The organism is Parabacteroides sp. CT06 (genome assembly GCF_002257605.1).
Lineage (GTDB): Bacteria > Bacteroidota > Bacteroidia > Bacteroidales > Tannerellaceae > Parabacteroides > Parabacteroides distasonis.
On sequence record NZ_CP022754.1, the window covers coordinates 3,411,121 to 3,429,455 of the forward strand.

The window sequence follows — 18,335 nt, forward strand, 5'->3', positions numbered from 1 at the left end:
CGTCAACCATTTATAGAGTCCGTAATATTCAATCTTGACATTCGCCAAGCCGGGAGGCCGGCGGAAAACAGGTTCAGCACGAGGCAGAACAGGAAGGCGGCGATAAAGACCGCCCCGTTAAACATCCCGGTGGAAAGCCCCGTCTTCCCCAGCGAGGTGACCAGCAACCAGTCCCTCAGCAACAACATGGCGCCGTACGACATCGCCAATCCCAGCAGCCCGCCGAGCAGGGTCAAGACCATGTTCTCGGACAGCACTTGCCAGAGGATCGTGCCTTGCGTGGCCCCGAAAGCCCGGCGTACGCCAAGCTCGGCCATCCGGCGGCGCATCCTCGACAGGGTGATGCCCGATAGGTTCAAGGCCGGAACCAGCAGGAGGATGAAAAGGATGATACCGTAACGGACGTAGAGGTAGAAGAGGTTCGCCCCGAACTCGCTACCGCCGCCGATCCATTCCTCGATCTGGGTGGAGGGCTGGTGAAGGATATCGGCCTTGACGTCCCGGGTCTTGGCGTTGAACTCCTCGACCTTCCGCAGCGCCTCGGTCCTCAACTCCTCCCTCGTGACGCCCGGTTTCAGCAGGACGCAACAGCTATACGAGCCGTTGATGCCCTCTTGGTATCCCCCGTCGTCCCGCACCGTGTAAGGGATCCAGACCTCCGCCCACGCTTTCGAGGCGAACCGGGATACGTCCTTCACGACCCCGCAGATATTGTAGACGATGAAATCGAGCTTCATCTCCCGCCCCACGACTTGGTCCGTGCCGAAAAGGGCCAAGGCCACGCTCTCGCTGATCACGGCGTTGCGGATACCGCTCGTGAAAGCCGCCGGGCTGAAGGGGCCTCCTTGCAGGAAATCGAACTGGAAGACCTTCCAGAAGGCGGTATCCGTATAAGAGATGTAACTCGTCCGGTTCTTAAGCCCGTCCATAGACGAGGCGGTCAACGGCCTATAGCGATCCATGTTGATGGCGGTAACGGCCTCCGCCCCTTTCAGCGGATAGCAGCATTCCTTCACCAAGGGCAGTCCCAACGACGAGTAGGAAATGCGCCGGTTATCATCCTTGCCATTGCTCATGACGGTCGTTATGTAGCAGGTGCGGCCACGGTTTACCTCCGGCTTGAAACTCGCCGTATTCACGACATATAGGATGACGATCACCATGATCATGCAAATGGCCAAGGCGGTACCGAGTATCGAGATCACGCTCAACAGCTTGTTCTCCCCGATCATCCTCAACGCTTGTTTAATGTATTGCTTTATCATAAACCTTTGTATTATAAATTATCTATTACCCGACTAAAACAGTGATTGTTTGTTATCATCCGACTTTGTGCCCCTACGGAGGCAAATAACGTGCCAAAAACGTAACCACTTGATTCCTAACATCACCCCGTAAAAAAAGCTGTCCGATAACGAACACTTGATTCGTTATCGGACAGCGATTATGGACAGTTTCAGATTTTATAATTCCCAACGTAAGGATCTCAGCAGTTCATCGATCTCGGCTGCCGAAATGGAGTCACGGTCGGCCTTATCGTAGATCGTGAGGAGAATAACCGTACCCTCATTATCTGCGCAGACAATGGCCTCCGTGTAAGTAATCACTCTCGCCCCATGGCTCTTTCCTTTTCCTTTGGAGGCGATGGCCATGCGTACCTTGCGAACGCCTTTGCCTAAGCTCGTCCCTTGATCAGGGTTCTCGCTCAAAGACTTACCCAAAGCCGATAAATCAGCCTTCAATGAGCTATACTTCTTACAGAGACGTTTGAACTCTTTATCGAAGTCTTGATGGGTTTTTATCCTATACCTCATTGAGCAACTCACTCAAGTCTCTAAACTTATGCCCCACATCCTTGCCCTCACGCAAATCCTTCACGTCTTGCAGGGCATTCCTTAGCCCCGCCAAGATCTCCTCCTTGGTAGGCTCCGCGTAATCGTCTGCCGGCTTCTCTACCGGGGTGGCCTTTCCAAAGGCAGCCATCTTCATACGGCGGACGCTGTCGAGGGCCTTCTTGATCAACTGTTCATCCTCCAAAGACATCACCTCTTGCAATAACGACATTTTTAATTCTATAGCTGTCATACGCTTGCTCCTTTCTCATTAATAAATTGACAGACGCAAAGATAAACAATTTATTCGTAATGCAACGCCTCCGCCGGAGCCATCTTTACCGCCTTGCGGACAGGGAACCAGATTCCCATGCAGATCATGCCGGCCATCAGGAGGTAGGAGACGCTGAGGGTTACTAGAAAGCGGAGGATGGAGAGGGGCTCGCGGTAGGAATCCAGCTTATCCAAAAAGGCCATATTGAAGACGAAGACCAGTAGGATCGGCACGGTGATCGCCAAGAGGCCCAGACCTTCCAGATACATGTACTCGCCCAGCCTGCCCCGGCTGGAACCGATCGCCATGCGGAGACCGATCTCGCTACGCCGCCGCTCGGTACGCAACCAGAACGTGCCTACGATACCGAAGAATACGTTCACGAGCAGGAAGGCCATCATGGAGAGTTTCTTGCTGTTCTCGTTCTTGGTAAACCGGAGTTGGTCATCACGCTGGTCGGCAAGGAGGGTGACACCGTGGACGAAGGTGTTATTTACCGTCATCCGATCCGCTGTTTTCTCCAAGAAAGCGTACATCTCATCCTCGGTCATCGGGCGTTTCGTACGTACCGATAGTTCAGCGCTCCTTACGCCGAAATTCTTCACGAACTCCTGCAATGACTCACCTTTCAATATCGTGAAAGCGCAGTTCTCCGGGCGGTCGAAGTCATTGCTACGGAAGGTAGGAAGCACGGCGGCGATCGTGAAAGGCTCGGAAAGGTCGTCATTCTCCGAGATCTGCCGGCCTATGGCAGACTGCCCCCCGAAGAAGAAATCTTCCGCCTCCGCCGTTATGACGAGCGGACGGTAAGCGTTCTCCACCAACGGGGTAATAGCACGGCCCTCCTTATCCTTCATACGGAATACATCGAAATAAGAAGGGGATACTTTCAGCTTGTGGTAGTTCTGTCCTACCGCCTTCGAGGTATCAGCGCCCAAGGGAAGAAGCGTCCCCCACGAACTTCCGTTTGAATAAGGCATGGACCAATACGTAACACATACCTCCTCGACCTCCTGCTCTTGGCGGATACGTTCCATAAGCTTCAACAAATCCTGTGTTGCGTTCGAGTCGTAAAGTGAGTCGGGCACATAACCCGGGGCGTTCGACGAGAGCGTGGAAAGCTTGAAACGCCACGTATTCGAGATATCATATCCCATCGGGGCGTTATAGCAGCGCACATCCACCCATAACTTATCCATCATAAACCAAAGGGCGCACATCACGATAACCAACTCGCCCAGTATCCAGCCGTTGCTCTTGCGCTGGGCCCATATTATTTTAAATATATGCTTAATCATAATTTGATAGTTGATAGTTGACAATTGACAACTCATTGTTCATCATTCATTGGATTCACTCGTTCCCTTTTAACGCTTCTACGATCGGTTGCCTTGTCGTACGCCATGCCGGTATCCCGGCGCTTAATATATTCAGCAAGAACGTAAAGATAAGGGCGGAGATAAATAAGCCCGGTTTAATAAGCATAGGCGCCGTAAGGCTCACGTTCTCGCTCAACATGAAAGGCTTCCCTACCACCAACAAGACCATCGAGAGGCCGATGCCGATCACGCCGCCGATCAAGGTCAGCACAAAGTTCTCCGATAAGATCTGCATCAAAAGATTCTGTCCCGTAGCCCCGAAAGCCTTACGTAAACCGATCTCTTCTTTCCGCTTCTGCACGGACGATTGGATCACGCCCGTTAAGTTCAGCGCCGGTACCAAGAGCAAGAAGAATAGGAAAGCACCCGATCCGGCCAAGAAGGTAGGCCAGTCCACCTTTTGAAAAGCGCCGCTTCCCATGGCCGTATCCAACTGGGAAAGTAGCCCGGAAGGGAAACCTACGTTATAATCGGTCTTGCTGTCATTGTAGCGACGGACCTGTTGGTCTAGTTCCGAGCGTATGGCATCGAAGTCGGAAGAGGAACGAGCCAATAAGGCCACGCTGAAATAACCGGCCATATTCTCCCCATACTCCCCATTTACACGGGTCAGGGCCTCATTGCAGCTATAGGGTATCCATACCTGAGCGTAGGAGCTCATCAATGAAGAAGGTACGTCACGCACCACCCCGCAGACGGTGAAAGTGATAAAATCCATCACAACCTGCCGCCCGACGGCCTGTCCTGTTCCGAACAAATCGGTCGCCACCTGTTCCGACAGCACCATCTTCGGTATACCGGATTGAAAATCAGCCTCGCTAAAGGGGCCTCCTTCCACGAAAGGATGGTCGAATATTTTCCAATGGCCCGCGTCCGTATAACAAATCTCATACTCCTTGAAGAGCCGTCTATTGGGCAATGACAAGGAATGGCTATCACTACAATAGCCGGATACGGCCTCTGGTTTCCGCAAGGTATAGAAACATTCCTTCACGACCTCGCTGGACATGCCTCCACGATTACGATCCGATCCTCCGGGGGATTTCGAACTGACTTCCGTACCCCAGACATACATAAACCTAGACCGATTGGACTCAGGGGCATATCCCGTGGATTTAATCTGGAACACCAATACCATCACCAACACCATGGCGATCGCAAGGGCCGTTCCCGAAATAGAGATTATGCTTACGAGCGTATTTTCACGCAGCATTTGAACCGCTTGTTTGATGTACTGCTTATACATAATTCGAATCGTTATTTCAATTTCAGTTTATTCTTTTCCTTGAAACTTGTCATATCGGAAACGACCACCTCGTCACCCGGTTCCAAGCCATTGACTACTTCTACATACTCAAAGTTGCTGTCTCCCAGCTGTACCTTCCGCTTGATCAATTGGTCTCCGTTGACAACAAACAACTCATACTCTCCTTTCCCGACGTAGAACGAGGCGTTGGAAATACGCAGCACATCGTCCTTGATCGCATTCATCACGTATACATCGGTCTTCAAACCGGAGCGCAAGCGGCGATGGTTATCCTCCTCCAACTGTACCGTGAAGGAGATCACGCCGTTCTTCGATAAGGGGGTAACATCGCTAACCACCCCATCCAGTTTATCGTTGCCGATCTTTACGACGGCCTTGCTACCGGCGGCGATCCGGTCGCCATAGGTATCGGCGATCTCCCCCTCTATCTTGAAATGGGACAAGTCGGAGACGATAGCGACACGACTGCCTTGAGAGACTTGGGCACCTACCTCGTTGTTCACGTAGGTCAGGATCGCCTTGCGGGGAGAGCGTATCTGGGCGTCTTCCAAGGTACGCTTCGTCTCGGCTAGACTCTTTCGGAAGATGTTCAGGTCGAGTTCTTTCACTTTATAATCGGCATCCGTCAAGGATTTCTCGTTCTCATATTTTTGCTCATCCTCTTTCAGTTTCAAGACGCTAACGTTATAGTCCAGTTCCACTTGACGGACCTTATCGGTCGTTCCGGCGCCTAGGCTATCCAGATAACGCTCGTTGCGCAACTCCACTTCCTTTCGGTTCAGTTCCATGCGAGAGACTTTCAATTGCATCTCCATCTCGGAAAGCTTATTGCGGTTTTGGATACGGAGTTGATCCAATTGGAGGCGTTTCATTTGCTCCTCGTCCAATTGTTTCTTATAATCCGTCTCGGCGCTGAGCAAGTCCAGTTTCAAGATCGGAGTACCTACATCCACGGAATCGCCTCCCTTTTTATAAATCTCGACGATACGGGAGTTGATCGGTGAGTTGATGATTTCCTCGAAAGCAGGAACCACCTTGCCTGACGCGCTAACGGAAACCTCGATCACTCCTTTATCTACCGTTGAAAAAACCAAGTCCTTCCGTTGCAGGCTGGTTTGCATAAAACCGATCACCCCGCCAATCAAGACAACGGCAATACCGATCCCCGCCCCCAGCTTTATAAACTGTTTACGCTGCTCCTTCTGCCGAACCTCTTTTGATATCTCTCTGTCCATATTTCGTTTGTTTTTATTTTCCACCCTCCAAAGAGCAAACCCCGTGCCAAAAACGTAAGTAATTGATTTATTGAAGAAATAAAACAAAAGAGATGTCCGATATCGAACACTGTGTCCGCTTTTGTACGAAAACAAAGACATCAGCAATGAGAATCTACAGATATTCAATCATAATTAACATATAAATACTTGATTATCTTTACAAAAAGGACTATTTTTGGGAAAATCCATAATCAAGGAATACCAATCTTATATTATTTACCCTAAATTCTAAAGAGAGATGAAAAAAACAGTAACTTTCGTTTGGAGCATTTTCCTCCTCGTGTTTATATCGATAGATATGAACGCACAATCAATAAAAAGTTGGGATTACCCCATAAAACCAGGAACGGAGGCTTGGCAAGCATTATCCACACATGAGGATATGCTGAAAGCCTGCCAAATTCCGGCAGAGATATTAAAAACGGTATCAACAGAAGAGCTTATAGAACTTTGCCTTGCTTACCCATTATTAGGCGACATATTCGCTTACAATGGAATACAGGAAGGCATTAGCAAGGTTTCCGCACGTTTTAACGGGTTACAAGAGTTATTCAAAAGGAAAGACAATGCTTCTTTGCTATTTGAGAAGATGAAAAAACAAGAATTACTGAAAGCAGGAGTGTTGACTTCCATAGAAATAGGTAATGAAATTAGTCGGCAAATGGTAATCGAGGCTCTTCTGTCTAATGAGACGATATTATCTAATACAAATAATCTTTTACAGCAAGAGATCTCCTCCGAAGCCGTAAAGAGACTCCTTTACAAACAAAACAACCCGGATATTTATGGACAATATGGTCTAAAAACCGTAGTCTATCTCCTAGGTCGAAGTCTAGAACGGATAGACAACAAGACCATTACGCCCAAATTTAAACAATTCACCATCGATGAAAAGCTAACGGGCAGTAATGTAATCGAAGAGTTATTAAAACAATACATTGTAACCTTTAATAAATTGAGATCATGAAAAAAGTATTATACTATTTAATAATCATGCTGGCATTCACGCTGAACGCATGTGACAATGAAATGGATAATATGCAAGGAGGTGATAAAGAAATCTTGACATCCAGTTCAGAAATTGTCATTAAAGACGGAAAGATAACATATCCTAAATGGTTGGTGAATGTAGTAGATTCTGTCGCTCACTCCCATGTCAAGGGAACAGACTATCCATACCCTTGGGTCTTTACTATTCAAGGAGATGGAAAAGAACACATTCTCGTTTTGGATGGGGTGAATTCTTGTGCTTCTTGCGGGCAATTACTATTCTTGCTTTCCGGAGAACGAATCGAAAAATTCCCCAATGAATGGATCACTATGGAGAATTTAAACATGATTTGGGAGCCGAATCTCAATGTTGAGACAAAAGCTCAAGGAGCAGCCGCTACTGTTTACACTCCTAACGGGACACTCGTTAATGACACTTACTACAGAAGTGAGGAATTATCAGCCTCACAAAAAGCGAGCCATGACCAATATTGTACAACAACCTATTCACAAGCAACTCTAATAAGTAGTTCAACAACCACTTACAATTGTCATGCCTATGCTTGGTATATGACTGAAGGCGGATCAGCAGTTTGGATGGGATGGACTATTAATCCCACAAACGTATATTGGTTAGATGGTAGTTATATATCAACAACAGGTGCCGCAACCAAAGTATCCTATCTTAGTGATAATCACTCTGCCGTAACGACATCTACGCCCAATATATTCATCTCCAAATGGGGGGAATACGCTCTTATGAGGCATCCCAAAGCTCATTGTCCCTTTGATGCATCAAGCTTAAAATATATGAAAAAAAATGATATGCCGACTGTTTATATAGGGAAGAGTCAAGAGGATTATAGTAGCGGCAGTTCCTCTATCAATGCGCCAGGGGGTAATGCCACGACGACTTTATATGCTTACACAAAGACAGGAACTCCGACCTCGTATAGCTGGAACGCTGAATTCTATGGAGAATGCGATAGATGGTACACTTATCCTTCCGGTAATCGATTAGATGTTAGTGTCTATCTAAATTCCCAACATTACGGTGGATCTCTTCGCATCACCTGCGCAATGTATAATGGAAGTTCTTTAATAGGCACAGCAACCTATTATTTGAACGTAAATCCGTAGCAATTATACAAGAACAAGGATCTCGTCGAAACAAGATCCTTGTTCTTGATTCAATATACTTAAATCGATTTCGCTCAAAACTTTTCCGATAGACCTGTTGTTCTATGCCCAAAACTTATAAACGCAAAATGTATGAACACAAGACTAATTCTATTCACCTGTATAGCCGGTCTGACTCTCTTTTTCTCTGGCTGTAGCAAAAATGATGATGATCATCAAGGCATTATCCCTCTTCCACCGGTAGAGAACGCTTTCCAAGAGAAATATCCCGATGCCAAAAACCCTGTTTTTGAGATCGAAGGTAACTATTATGTGGTAGATTTCAACAACGGCGGCTCCGAGACAACAGCTTGGTTCACGGATCAAGGCATATGGATGATGGAGAAGATAGACATCTCTTTCGCCCAATTACCGGCAGCGGTATCCACCGCCTTCAAACAAGGCTTTTACTCAAATTGGACCGTGGATGACACGTACGCCATCAATCGCCTAAATATGGGAATCGTTTACAAGATCGAGGCGGAGCAGTCCAATAGCGAAGTAGACCTGTATTATTCACAGTATGGAAACCTGATCAAAGCCGTGGACGATGAGATCAATAATGACGCGCCGATCGTTATCCCGAAAGAGGTCAGCAACCTGATGGAGATCACTTTCGCCAACGCCGAGTTGCTGGATATCCAACAGAACAGCCTAGGTTACGAGCTGGATATGATCGATAACCAGATTTATAAAGTGGCGCAATTGAATAAGGATTACAGGTGGCAAAGTACCACATGGGCCATGTCCGAGCAAGAGGTTCCGCAGATCGTGATGCAAGGCTTCGAATCCTCCGCTTACGCTAGCGACAAGGTACAGTCCATATATACGTTATTGAATGCCAATGGCACCTTCTACCTATTCAAGGTTTCACATAACGGGCAGGACGAGACGATTACCTTTGATGTATTCGGGAATATCGTATAAAAAAGCCGCGCGATTCACAGCCGTCTCCGGACTTGAATCGCGCGGTTTACGTTATATGATAATCAAGCTTATTTACTGATCAATTCCAAGGTCGCCCCTTTTACTCCCGGTGCGGAAGCCTCGAAATAGATCGTCCCCGGTTCCTCGGCCGTCTGCACGATAGCGGTAAGTTGCCCGCTAAACAGTTTCATTTCCGGAAGATGGAAGAGTTCCAGACTGGCGCTATTTCCATTTGCCGCCGCACGGTAGGCTCCGGCACCACGTACCTTAAACTGGATCTGGCGGGTATCATCCGGACAAAGGTTACCGTTCTTGTCTACGACTCTAACATTGATGAAAGAAAGGTCTTTTCCGTCAGCCGTCAATTGGTTACGATCGGCGGATAACTCAATATGATGCGGCTTCCCTGCGGTATGAACCTCCTCCTCGGCCACAGCGTTACCCTCCTTATCATAAGCGACCACTTTCAAAGTTCCCGGCTCGTATTTGGTATCCATCCACATCAAACGATATCGTTTCTGGCGCTCGAAACTCTTTTGAGCCGCTTCGGTATAACTACTATCGATACCGATGCTTAGGTCTTTCGTACGTTTCCCTTGGCTCTTTCCGTTGATAAACAATTCGGCGGAAGGATAATTGGTATAAACGAATACGGGTGTCACCTCGCCCTCACGTCCCGGCCATGTCCAATGCGGCAGGATATGCAAGGTCTTGGCGCTTTTGTTCCAATGACTACGGTATAGATAGTAACGATCCTTGGGGATACCCGCCAAATCGATAATACCGAACAAGGAGCTATGGCTTGGCCAATTCGTATAATAAGGAGTAGGCTCGCCCAGATAATCAAATCCTGTCCATACGAATTCCCCGATACAATACGGAAGGTCCTCATGCTGGATAAAATCGTCCTCCGGCAGATTAGACCAGTTGCAATGCTCCACGTCGTACGAGGAACTTTGGTGATCCTCATAGACAGCCATCGCCTTACGCTCTACCGGGAATTTATAAACCCCTCGTGAGCTAACCGTGGAGGCCGTCTCGCTTCCCAAGATTATTTGCTGAGGCAGTTTCTTATAATTCACTTGATAACGGAACGGACGATAATTGAATCCCGCCACATCCATCACCGCCGCCATATTATTATTCACGACGGCATCCGGGGCATCCATACCTTGCGTCACCGGACGAGTCGGGTCTTCCCGATGGCAGATATCCTGCAAGAACTTGGAGATCTTACAACCGCTCTCATCCCATTGGTTAGGCACCTCGTTACCGACGCACCACATCACGACGCTCGGGTTATTCCGGTAATGATGTACCAGATTCACGAGGTCTTTCTCCACCCATTCGTCGAAAATCAAATTATAGCCGTTCGCGCATTTCGCCTTGTTCCACTCGTCGAAGCTCTCTGCCATCAACATCATACCCATCTCATCGCAAGCCCTTACCAACTCGGGAGCCGGCATATTATGGGAAGTACGGATAGCGTTGCATCCCATGTCCTTCAAGATCCGGATCTGACGACGGATAGCGGCATCATTGACGGCAGCCCCTAACGGGCCTAAGTCATGGTGATTACAAACGCCTTTGAATACCGTCTTCTCACCATTCAAGAAAAAGCCTTTATTCGGAATGATCTCGATTGAACGGATACCGAACGGGGTCGTATATATATCTTTCAGTTGATCGCCCTCATAGAGACGAGTCTCCGCGGAATACAGGACGGGCATATCCGGCGACCATAAAGTCGGGGTCTGGATGATAAACTCTTGGGAGAGGCTATTATCATTGTACTTAATCTGTGAGAGAGGCGTAGTCTGCTCCGTCAACTTCTGCCCGTTCGGATTCCATACACTGGTTTTCACGCTATACTTGCTGGCATCGGCACCTTCCGGCAGTACGATTTTCGTCTGTACATTGACTTTCGCAAATTCCTTCGTGGCGGTCGGGGTCGTAATATAAGTTCCCCAGACCGGGATATAGGCGTTTTCCGTCACGATTACATGTACATTCCTATATAATCCCGCTCCCGGATACCAACGGGAGGATTCCGGCAAGTTCTCGAGGCGAACCGCCAAGGTGTTCTTTTTCCCCGGCATGAGTTGTTTCGTGATATCGAAATAGAAAGAATTATAGCCATACGGCCAATATCCAACCTCTTGTCCGTTCACGTAGACCTTAGCATGGCTCATCGCACCGTCGAACAGGATCGTGGCACGCTTCCCATCCGTAAATTGAGGAACCTCAAACTCGGTCCGGTACCAGCCGACTCCCACGAAAGGCAAACCTCCGGTTCGGCCGGCATGTTCCATGGCCTCCGTTTGTCCGTCTTGGGCGATAGCGACCTCTTGCTTATCATTCTGAGAGCTGAAAGGGCCGTAAATCGCCCAATCATGCGGAACGGTCACAGATTGCCATTTGCTATCGTTAAAAGTAGGATTGATAAACTCCGGGCTGTCTTCCCGGGTGAACTTCCAATTCTTTTCCAACAGGAACTCACTGCGTACTTGAGAAAAAAGCGCAGGGAAAAGGCAAAACAAACCGATCAAAATAGCGAAACTTGTTCTTTTCATTCGTTTTTTGTGTTTTTGTTATTCATAGCGGAGCAAAAATAAGTATTTTTGTCTCCAATACAAACTAAATCAAAAGAATTGCACAGCATGTTGTTACAATTAGCTTTCGTTTTAATAGCCATTATTATAGGTGCCCGTATCGGTGGTATCGGATTAGGCGTGTTAGGAGGTCTCGGACTCGGTATACTCACCTTTGGATTCGGGCTCCAGCCCACTTCCCCTCCTATCGATGTCATGCTTATGATCGTTGCCGTAATAGCGGCGGCTAGTTGTATGCAAGCCGCTGGCGGACTTGATCTTATGGTTAAGTGGGCGGAAAAATTGCTTCGCAAGAATCCTCAACGAATCACGATATTAAGCCCGCTCGTCACCTATTTGTTTACCTTCATAGCCGGAACGGGGCATGTGGCTTATTCGGTCCTTCCGGTAATCGCCGAGGTCGCTACGGAAACGAAGATCCGTCCCGAACGTCCGATGGCGATCGCCGTGATCGCTTCTCAGCAAGCTATTACCGCTAGTCCGATATCGGCGGCTACGGTAGCTTTATTAAGTATGTTGTCCGGATACAATATCTCCTTGATGAATATCTTGATGATCTCTGTTCCTTGTACCTTATTAGGTGTGTTAGTGGGAGCGATCTACTCTTTAAAGGTCGGTAAAGAGCTAGATCAAGATCCGGAATACTTAAAGCGGGTGGCGAACCATGAGTTTAGCACGGAACATTATGAGGCGAAAGGCGTTGAAAACCAAATGAAAGCGGCCTTATCGGTCTCTATATTTGTTCTCGCTACGATAGCGATCGTTATTTTTGGTTCTATGGAGTCCCTACGTCCGGTCTTTACCGTCGGCACGGAAAAGGTCTCGATGCAGATGTCACATATTATTGAGGTATTAATGTTGACAGCCTCCGCTTTCATCTTATTATTTACAAAAACAGATGGTATCAAGGCCGCACAGGGTTCCGTTTTTTCCGCAGGTATGCAAGCGGTGGTAGCGATCTTCGGTATCGCTTGGATGGGAGATACATTTATCGCCGGCAATATGACTGAATTAAAGGGATCTATCGAGCATATAGTTACACAGATGCCTTGGTTATTCGGGTTGGCCCTTTTCGTAATGTCCATTTTATTATTTAGCCAAGCGGCTACCATTCGTGCGTTATTGCCGCTAGGGATCGCATTGGGAATCTCACCCTATATGTTGATCGCTTTATTCCCCGCCGTAAACGGTTATTTCTTCATCCCAAACTACCCGACAGTCGTAGCCGCCATCAACTTCGATCGCACGGGCACGACCCGCATCGGTAAATACATCTTGAACCATTCTTTCATGATGCCGGGATTGATAGCGACCGGAGTTTCTGTAGGATTGGGGTTACTATTCATTCAATTCATATAATGAGAAAGCAAAAAATAGAGACGCAGCATACACGCTACGTCTCTACACCCCACACCATATATCCATATTATATTACTTCAACAATTTTTCCTGAATCAACTGCTTTAACTCCAGTTTTCCCATCGTGCCGATCATCATCTCACGGGGGCCGTCTAGCGGGCAAAACATCAAAGTGGGAATCGTTCGGATATTAAAGGCTGTCTCGAGTGCCTCCTCTTGATCCACATCCACCTTATAAATATAAATCTTCCCATCAAATTCTTTGGCAAACTCATCCAATATCGGGCTTAAGCGTTTGCAATAACCGCACCAAGGAGCGTGAAAATCTATGAGGCAAGGACGACTTCCTATATATTTCCAATCTTTGGGATTTGCCTCAAAATCACCGACATTGGCGATAAAACCATCTTTCGTTAAATCGATCACTACCATACTTCTCTATATTTTGATTTATAATATAACAAAGATAAGTATGAATAGGTTGCGGTATTTTTTATACTTTCGCGACATCGTTTTAACATACAGACAGAATGCTCACACTCGATAAAATTTATCAGGCATCATATGCCTTGAAGACAGTCATCAGACGCACTGATTTAATCAGCGCTCCCAATATCAATCCGGAATCCCATATTTTTCTAAAACCAGAGAACTTACAAGTAACCGGATCGTTTAAAGTGCGCGGCGCTTGTTTCAAGATCGCCCAGCTTACGGAAGAAGAGAAATCGCATGGCGTAGTGGCTTGCTCGGCGGGAAACCATGCCCAAGGTGTGGCATTAGCGGCTACCGCTCATGGTATCAAGTCCTTAATCTGCTTGCCCGATAACGCTCCTATCTCTAAAGTCGAGGCTACTAAATCTTATGGGGCAGATGTATGCCTTGTCGAAGGTGTTTACGATGACGCCTATAACAAGGCTTTACAATTGAAGGATGAGAAAGGATACACATTTATCCATCCGTTTGATGATGAGGATGTGATCGCCGGACAAGGGACCATCGGTCTGGAGTTATTGGAACAACTCCCGGAAGTAGAGGCTGTAATCATTCCGATCGGAGGGGGTGGGCTGATCTCCGGAGTCGCCTATGCCATCAAGAACTTGAACCCGGATATCAGAGTTTACGGAGTGCAAGCCAAAGGAGCGCCCAGCATGTTAAACTCTATCGAGCATGGGAAAATCGAACGCCTCGAAGGTGTACGTACCATAGCCGACGGTATCGCCGTAAAAGAACCGGGAATACATACTTTCGATCTTTGCCAGCAATATGTGGACGAGATCGTATCCGTGACAGACGATGAGATTTCCACCGCTATCCTCGCGTTGATCGAGCAACATAAATTAATCGCCGAAGGGGCGGGTGCCGTAGCCGTGGCCGCCGCCATGTTTAATAAAGTACCCATCAAAGGGAAAAAAGTAATCTGTTTGATTTCCGGCGGAAATATCGACGTGAATATCCTCTCCCGGGTAATCGGACGCGGTTTGCAGAAATCCGGCCGCTCTTGTTCCATGACGATCGAATTGGTAGACAAACCCGGACAATTACAGCATGTATCCGAAATCATCGCCTCTACCGGTGCCAACGTAGTATCCGTATACCACGAGCGTGTCAGCCATACGGCTGATATCAATGGCTGTTATCTGCGGTTGGAGATGGAAACAAGAAATCAACAGCAAATTAATGAGATCCGGCAATTACTCACCGTTTCGGGATATAAGATAGTGGAAGGATAAACAATTCGCCCCAAAGCATACAACTGATTGACAAACCATTACTGTGCCACTACTTTCCATAGGCGTGGCACAGCCGTGCCATCCCAGTGGCATAGCTGTGCCATCACGGTGGCATAAGCGTGCCCTAAAAATGGCACAAGCTAAATATTAATATATTGTCTTAATGTATTCACATACTCCTCCATCGCCAAGCGTCCTTTGTCTGTGATCCGGCAAACCGTTCGGGGCTTCTTCCCGGCAAACCCCTTCTCGATCTCGATATAACCAGCTTCATTAAGTTTGTCCAATTGGACGCTGAGATTTCCCGCCGTAGCGTTCGTCTTCTCCTTGATATAGACAAACTCCGCCTCCTCCACCGATAGCAAGATAGACATGATCGCCAACCGGAGTTGTGAGTGCAATAAAGGATCTAGTTCTTTAAACATTGTTTTTTAGCTTTATTATTAAGAATATGCCCGGGAATAATCATCATTACCACAAATGAAAGGCCAAAATACAAATACCACAAGACCGTGACAGGACCATGATTTATCAAACTCATCAGCATGTAGATAACTAAGACGAAAGCAACTACCGGAGAGTAAATCATCCATTTCTCCCGCAAGATAATGCCATTTATCGACACCCCCAACCCACAATATAATAACGATAAAGGAAGCATTAATATAAAATTGACGGATTGTTCATAAAGCACGCAAAACGCCGCGATCAAGACGAACGTAAGTCCAAACATACAGCCAAACACTTGCCATACACTGGAGATCGTCTTATCCGTATAAGTCACCACGGCCGGCTCGCAACCTCTTTGCTTATATGAAATAACCGGTCCGACAGCAAACATGAGCATCCATCCCCAAGACCAAATATAATTTTGCGTATACACTATCAAAGAGGATATCACGACCGATAAGAGCACGGTAAAATACCCCCAATAAAGCAACACATTGCCACTCCCTACTTTCATATTTCGCTTGCTGGAGTTGATCATCTGAGTGATAATATCCAGACTTTCTTTTTCTGATAATTTTCTATCTTCCATAACTGTATTTATTTTATCTTGTTCTTCATTCAATGTAAAAATGTAAATACGTATCCAAAGATAAGGCCATTGGTATTTCTGAGCAACCTTTCGGTTATTATTTTTCATTCAGGCGACTCCGTTCGGAACCGATCTCAATCTTACTCTTCCTTACTTTCTTTCCGCTATTGAAATTCCATGTCAACGCAACCTTAAAGACCCTTCCTGTAAATCCGTTTTCATAACGGGATGATGTTCGATAAACATCCAACGTACTGGCGTACTCATTGGCTTGGTTAAAGATATTATCGACTGAAACTGCCAACAATAGCTTATCATTCAATAGTTTCTTTCTCGCCATTACTCCAACCGTATGCCGGGGGGCAACCTCGCTATTACCGGAATATAGCCGGCTCGTTCCACTATACCGGGCCTCCACCGTAAAACCTGCCGGCAGCGTAAAGGTAGCGATCGCATTGGCAAACCCTAAATAATGAGACGAGAAAGAAGACAATTCCGTCATCCGGATATCCTGCCGTACGCCTATGAAATTCCCTGTCAAGTTACACCAAGTAAAGGGTTGATACGGCAAGCTGACCGCTACAAACCAATGGTTTTCCCGATCGTGATTTTCATACGTGATATAGGATACATCGGGATTCGCCACATCTTGTTTACAGAACTCCCGGATCAAGTCGTGGTGCAAGTTTCCTCCTACAGTCACCGTATAACGATAATTATAAACCAACGTTACACTGAAACGATTGATATAAGTAGGACGCAGATAAGGATTCCCGATCTGATAACTATAGTCCGAACTCTGTATACGATTCGGATTCAAGGTATAGAACGGAGGACGTTCGATATTACGAGCATATTGCCCTACCAGCATCCACCTCTTGATGGGATCGAACGCATAGGTCACGTTCAAGTTCGGAAAAAGATCCAGATAATCCCGACTAAAATCCTCACTTCTATCCGACGTCTTGGAATATTCCGCACGTACCCCCGCAACGAACGACCAGTTCTTGATCTCCGCAGAGAAAGAGGCGTAAGCTCCTACAATGTTTTCATTATATCTCAAGGTATATCCATATTCCTCATTAGGAATCCAACTCCCACTAGAGTTTAAACCCTCGTACAAGGAATAATCATCCATCAACGTATAGGTATATTTGGTCCCGATTTTCAAAGACATTTTTTCACGCAAATTCTTTTGGAAAGAAATATCGGTTGTCGCCATATCATAATCCGCCGCCGCATGACTCCGGTAAACCGTATCACGGCTCCAATTAGATTGTTCATAACGGATCGTATGGAGATTATCCCCGGTTGATCGCTTATTTACGAAATCGGCTATGACCTTAAATATCGAGCCTCGTTCATCCATTTTACGTAAGTAATTGACCGTAGCGGAAAACGTGTTATAATCATCCTTCTGTCGATAATTCCCCGTACTCTTCATAGGATAAGAGTTCTTTACTAAATCCGTTTGACTCCAAGATGTTCCGTCCGAAGCTTGATTGATATATTCGATCTCAGCTCCGACACTATTCAGCGAATCGATCTCGAAAATAGCCCCGACACGTCCATTCCCATATTTGGAATCCGTATCATACAAAGATTGAGACACAAACTTATTCCCAACCGTTCCGTATTCCCTGTTGGAGTTCATCTCTCCTTTATCCCGGGGAGTAAAAGTACCCGATACCGCTCCATTCAAGCTCCATTTCCCGACACGTGCATTTACGGACGCCGATGGAATATACCCTTGTAAAGATGGAGACAATGACGTACCTAAAGATACATATCCTTGCATACCGTTATCCGGACGTCGCCGCAATGAGATCTTGATCACTCCACCCTTAGTTGAGGCCTCATACTCAACTCCCGCGATCGGTATTACCTCAATCCTTTTTATATCCTCCGATTTCAAAGACCGCAAATAAGCCAGTAGCTCCTCTCCCGTTAAACGAATCTCACGGTCATCCACAAACACCTTCGCCCCTTGCGCCCCATTAATCGGGATCGTTCCATCCGAGAGCCACACACCCGGTGCCTGCGATAATAATTCCGTACCATCCTTTCCGGCAGATGGCATGACCGACATGATAAAGCGGTCCGCCTTCCGCTCTATATTCTTCGCTCGAACAACGACTTCCCTCAGAACATGGTTCGATAGATCTAGAATCAAGGAATCCCGCCGTTTTATCGGTAAGATCAGCTCTTTCCGTAAAGGCTCGTATCCGAGACATTGAACAACAAGCCTATACTTCCCAGCCTCCGCCTCCATGCTAAAATCGCCATCACTATTGGCCACGGCACCCCCTACCTGTTTTTCTCCCGATAAAAGCACAGCGGTCGCATATTCCACGGCATTTCCCTCCGCATCGGAAACATGGGCTTTATAAACCGTTTGTCCCGAGATCTTTTGAGCACTACCCCCGCCTATCGCCAAAATCCAAAGCGATAGCAATAAAAACCGTACCAT

16 protein-coding genes are annotated in these 18,335 nt (G+C 47.0%); 5 read left to right on the forward strand and 11 right to left on the reverse strand.

Annotated features, from left to right (window positions below; translation table 11 throughout):
• Positions 1 to 2 precede the first annotated feature (2 nt).
• From CI960_RS14945 to CI960_RS14970, 6 genes are all read right to left on the reverse strand, one after another.
• On the reverse strand, positions 3 to 1,265 hold the full coding sequence (locus CI960_RS14945; RefSeq protein WP_005854663.1) for an ABC transporter permease: 1,263 nt from the start codon (positions 1,263 to 1,265) through the stop codon (positions 3 to 5).
• Between the two features lie 198 nt (positions 1,266 to 1,463).
• Positions 1,464 to 1,814: a hypothetical protein gene (locus tag CI960_RS14950; RefSeq protein ID WP_005854661.1), complete on the reverse strand. Its 351-nt coding sequence runs from the start codon at positions 1,812 to 1,814 to the stop codon at positions 1,464 to 1,466.
• Entirely contained in the window at positions 1,804 to 2,085 is a 282-nt protein-coding gene (locus tag CI960_RS14955; protein WP_005854659.1) for a hypothetical protein, read from the reverse strand. Before CI960_RS14955 ends, CI960_RS14950 begins: the two co-directional genes overlap by 11 nt.
• A 50-nt stretch (positions 2,086 to 2,135) precedes the next feature.
• Complete coding sequence (locus CI960_RS14960) at positions 2,136 to 3,404, reverse strand: ABC transporter permease (protein WP_005854657.1); 1,269 nt, start codon at positions 3,402 to 3,404, stop codon at positions 2,136 to 2,138.
• Positions 3,405 to 3,459: 55 nt separating this feature from the next.
• Positions 3,460 to 4,731 carry an ABC transporter permease gene (locus tag CI960_RS14965; protein WP_005854654.1) on the reverse strand — a complete coding sequence of 424 codons (1,272 nt, stop codon included), beginning with the start codon at positions 4,729 to 4,731 and terminating at the stop codon, positions 3,460 to 3,462.
• 11 nt (positions 4,732 to 4,742) lie between these two features.
• Positions 4,743 to 5,987, reverse strand: coding sequence for an efflux RND transporter periplasmic adaptor subunit (locus tag CI960_RS14970; RefSeq protein WP_005854652.1), 1,245 nt, complete (start codon positions 5,985 to 5,987; stop codon positions 4,743 to 4,745).
• Positions 5,988 to 6,267: 280 nt separating this feature from the next.
• On the opposite strand from CI960_RS14970, the gene CI960_RS14975 reads away from it, so the two are divergent.
• From CI960_RS14975 to CI960_RS14985, 3 genes are all read left to right on the forward strand, one after another.
• On the forward strand, positions 6,268 to 6,996 hold the full coding sequence (locus tag CI960_RS14975; RefSeq protein WP_005854650.1) for a hypothetical protein: 729 nt from the start codon (positions 6,268 to 6,270) through the stop codon (positions 6,994 to 6,996).
• Positions 6,993 to 8,159, forward strand: coding sequence for a hypothetical protein (locus CI960_RS14980; RefSeq protein WP_005854648.1), 1,167 nt, complete (start codon positions 6,993 to 6,995; stop codon positions 8,157 to 8,159). Before CI960_RS14975 ends, CI960_RS14980 begins: the two co-directional genes overlap by 4 nt.
• A gap of 132 nt (positions 8,160 to 8,291) precedes the next feature.
• A complete protein-coding gene (locus CI960_RS14985; RefSeq protein WP_005854646.1) occupies positions 8,292 to 9,125 on the forward strand; it encodes a PepSY-like domain-containing protein in 834 nt (277 codons plus the stop codon).
• A gap of 68 nt (positions 9,126 to 9,193) precedes the next feature.
• On the opposite strand, the gene galB is transcribed toward CI960_RS14985, so the two are convergent.
• Positions 9,194 to 11,698 (reverse strand): beta-galactosidase GalB, encoded by a 2,505-nt coding sequence (gene galB, locus CI960_RS14990; RefSeq protein WP_005854644.1) that lies wholly within the window; start codon positions 11,696 to 11,698, stop codon positions 9,194 to 9,196.
• A gap of 87 nt (positions 11,699 to 11,785) precedes the next feature.
• Between galB and CI960_RS14995 the strand changes: the two genes are divergently transcribed.
• A complete protein-coding gene (locus CI960_RS14995; RefSeq protein WP_005854642.1) occupies positions 11,786 to 13,096 on the forward strand; it encodes an anaerobic C4-dicarboxylate transporter family protein in 1,311 nt (436 codons plus the stop codon).
• A gap of 72 nt (positions 13,097 to 13,168) precedes the next feature.
• On the opposite strand, the gene CI960_RS15000 is transcribed toward CI960_RS14995, so the two are convergent.
• The gene (locus CI960_RS15000; protein WP_005854641.1) at positions 13,169 to 13,528 is read right to left on the reverse strand and encodes a thioredoxin domain-containing protein; all 360 of its coding nucleotides are present in this window, start codon (positions 13,526 to 13,528) and stop codon (positions 13,169 to 13,171) included.
• Positions 13,529 to 13,626: 98 nt separating this feature from the next.
• Between CI960_RS15000 and ilvA the strand changes: the two genes are divergently transcribed.
• Positions 13,627 to 14,826 (forward strand): threonine ammonia-lyase, encoded by a 1,200-nt coding sequence (gene ilvA / locus CI960_RS15005; RefSeq protein WP_005854639.1) that lies wholly within the window; start codon positions 13,627 to 13,629, stop codon positions 14,824 to 14,826.
• A 140-nt stretch (positions 14,827 to 14,966) separates the two neighbouring features.
• Here ilvA and CI960_RS15010 read toward each other — a convergent pair whose 3' ends face one another.
• The 3 genes from CI960_RS15010 to CI960_RS15020 form a co-directional block, all read right to left on the reverse strand.
• Positions 14,967 to 15,251: a transcriptional regulator gene (locus CI960_RS15010; RefSeq protein WP_005854637.1), complete on the reverse strand. Its 285-nt coding sequence runs from the start codon at positions 15,249 to 15,251 to the stop codon at positions 14,967 to 14,969.
• On the reverse strand, positions 15,236 to 15,865 hold the full coding sequence (locus tag CI960_RS15015; protein ID WP_005854635.1) for a hypothetical protein: 630 nt from the start codon (positions 15,863 to 15,865) through the stop codon (positions 15,236 to 15,238). Before CI960_RS15015 ends, CI960_RS15010 begins: the two co-directional genes overlap by 16 nt.
• Before the next feature lie 97 nt (positions 15,866 to 15,962).
• The gene (locus tag CI960_RS15020; RefSeq protein WP_005854633.1) at positions 15,963 to 18,335 is read right to left on the reverse strand and encodes an outer membrane beta-barrel family protein; all 2,373 of its coding nucleotides are present in this window, start codon (positions 18,333 to 18,335) and stop codon (positions 15,963 to 15,965) included.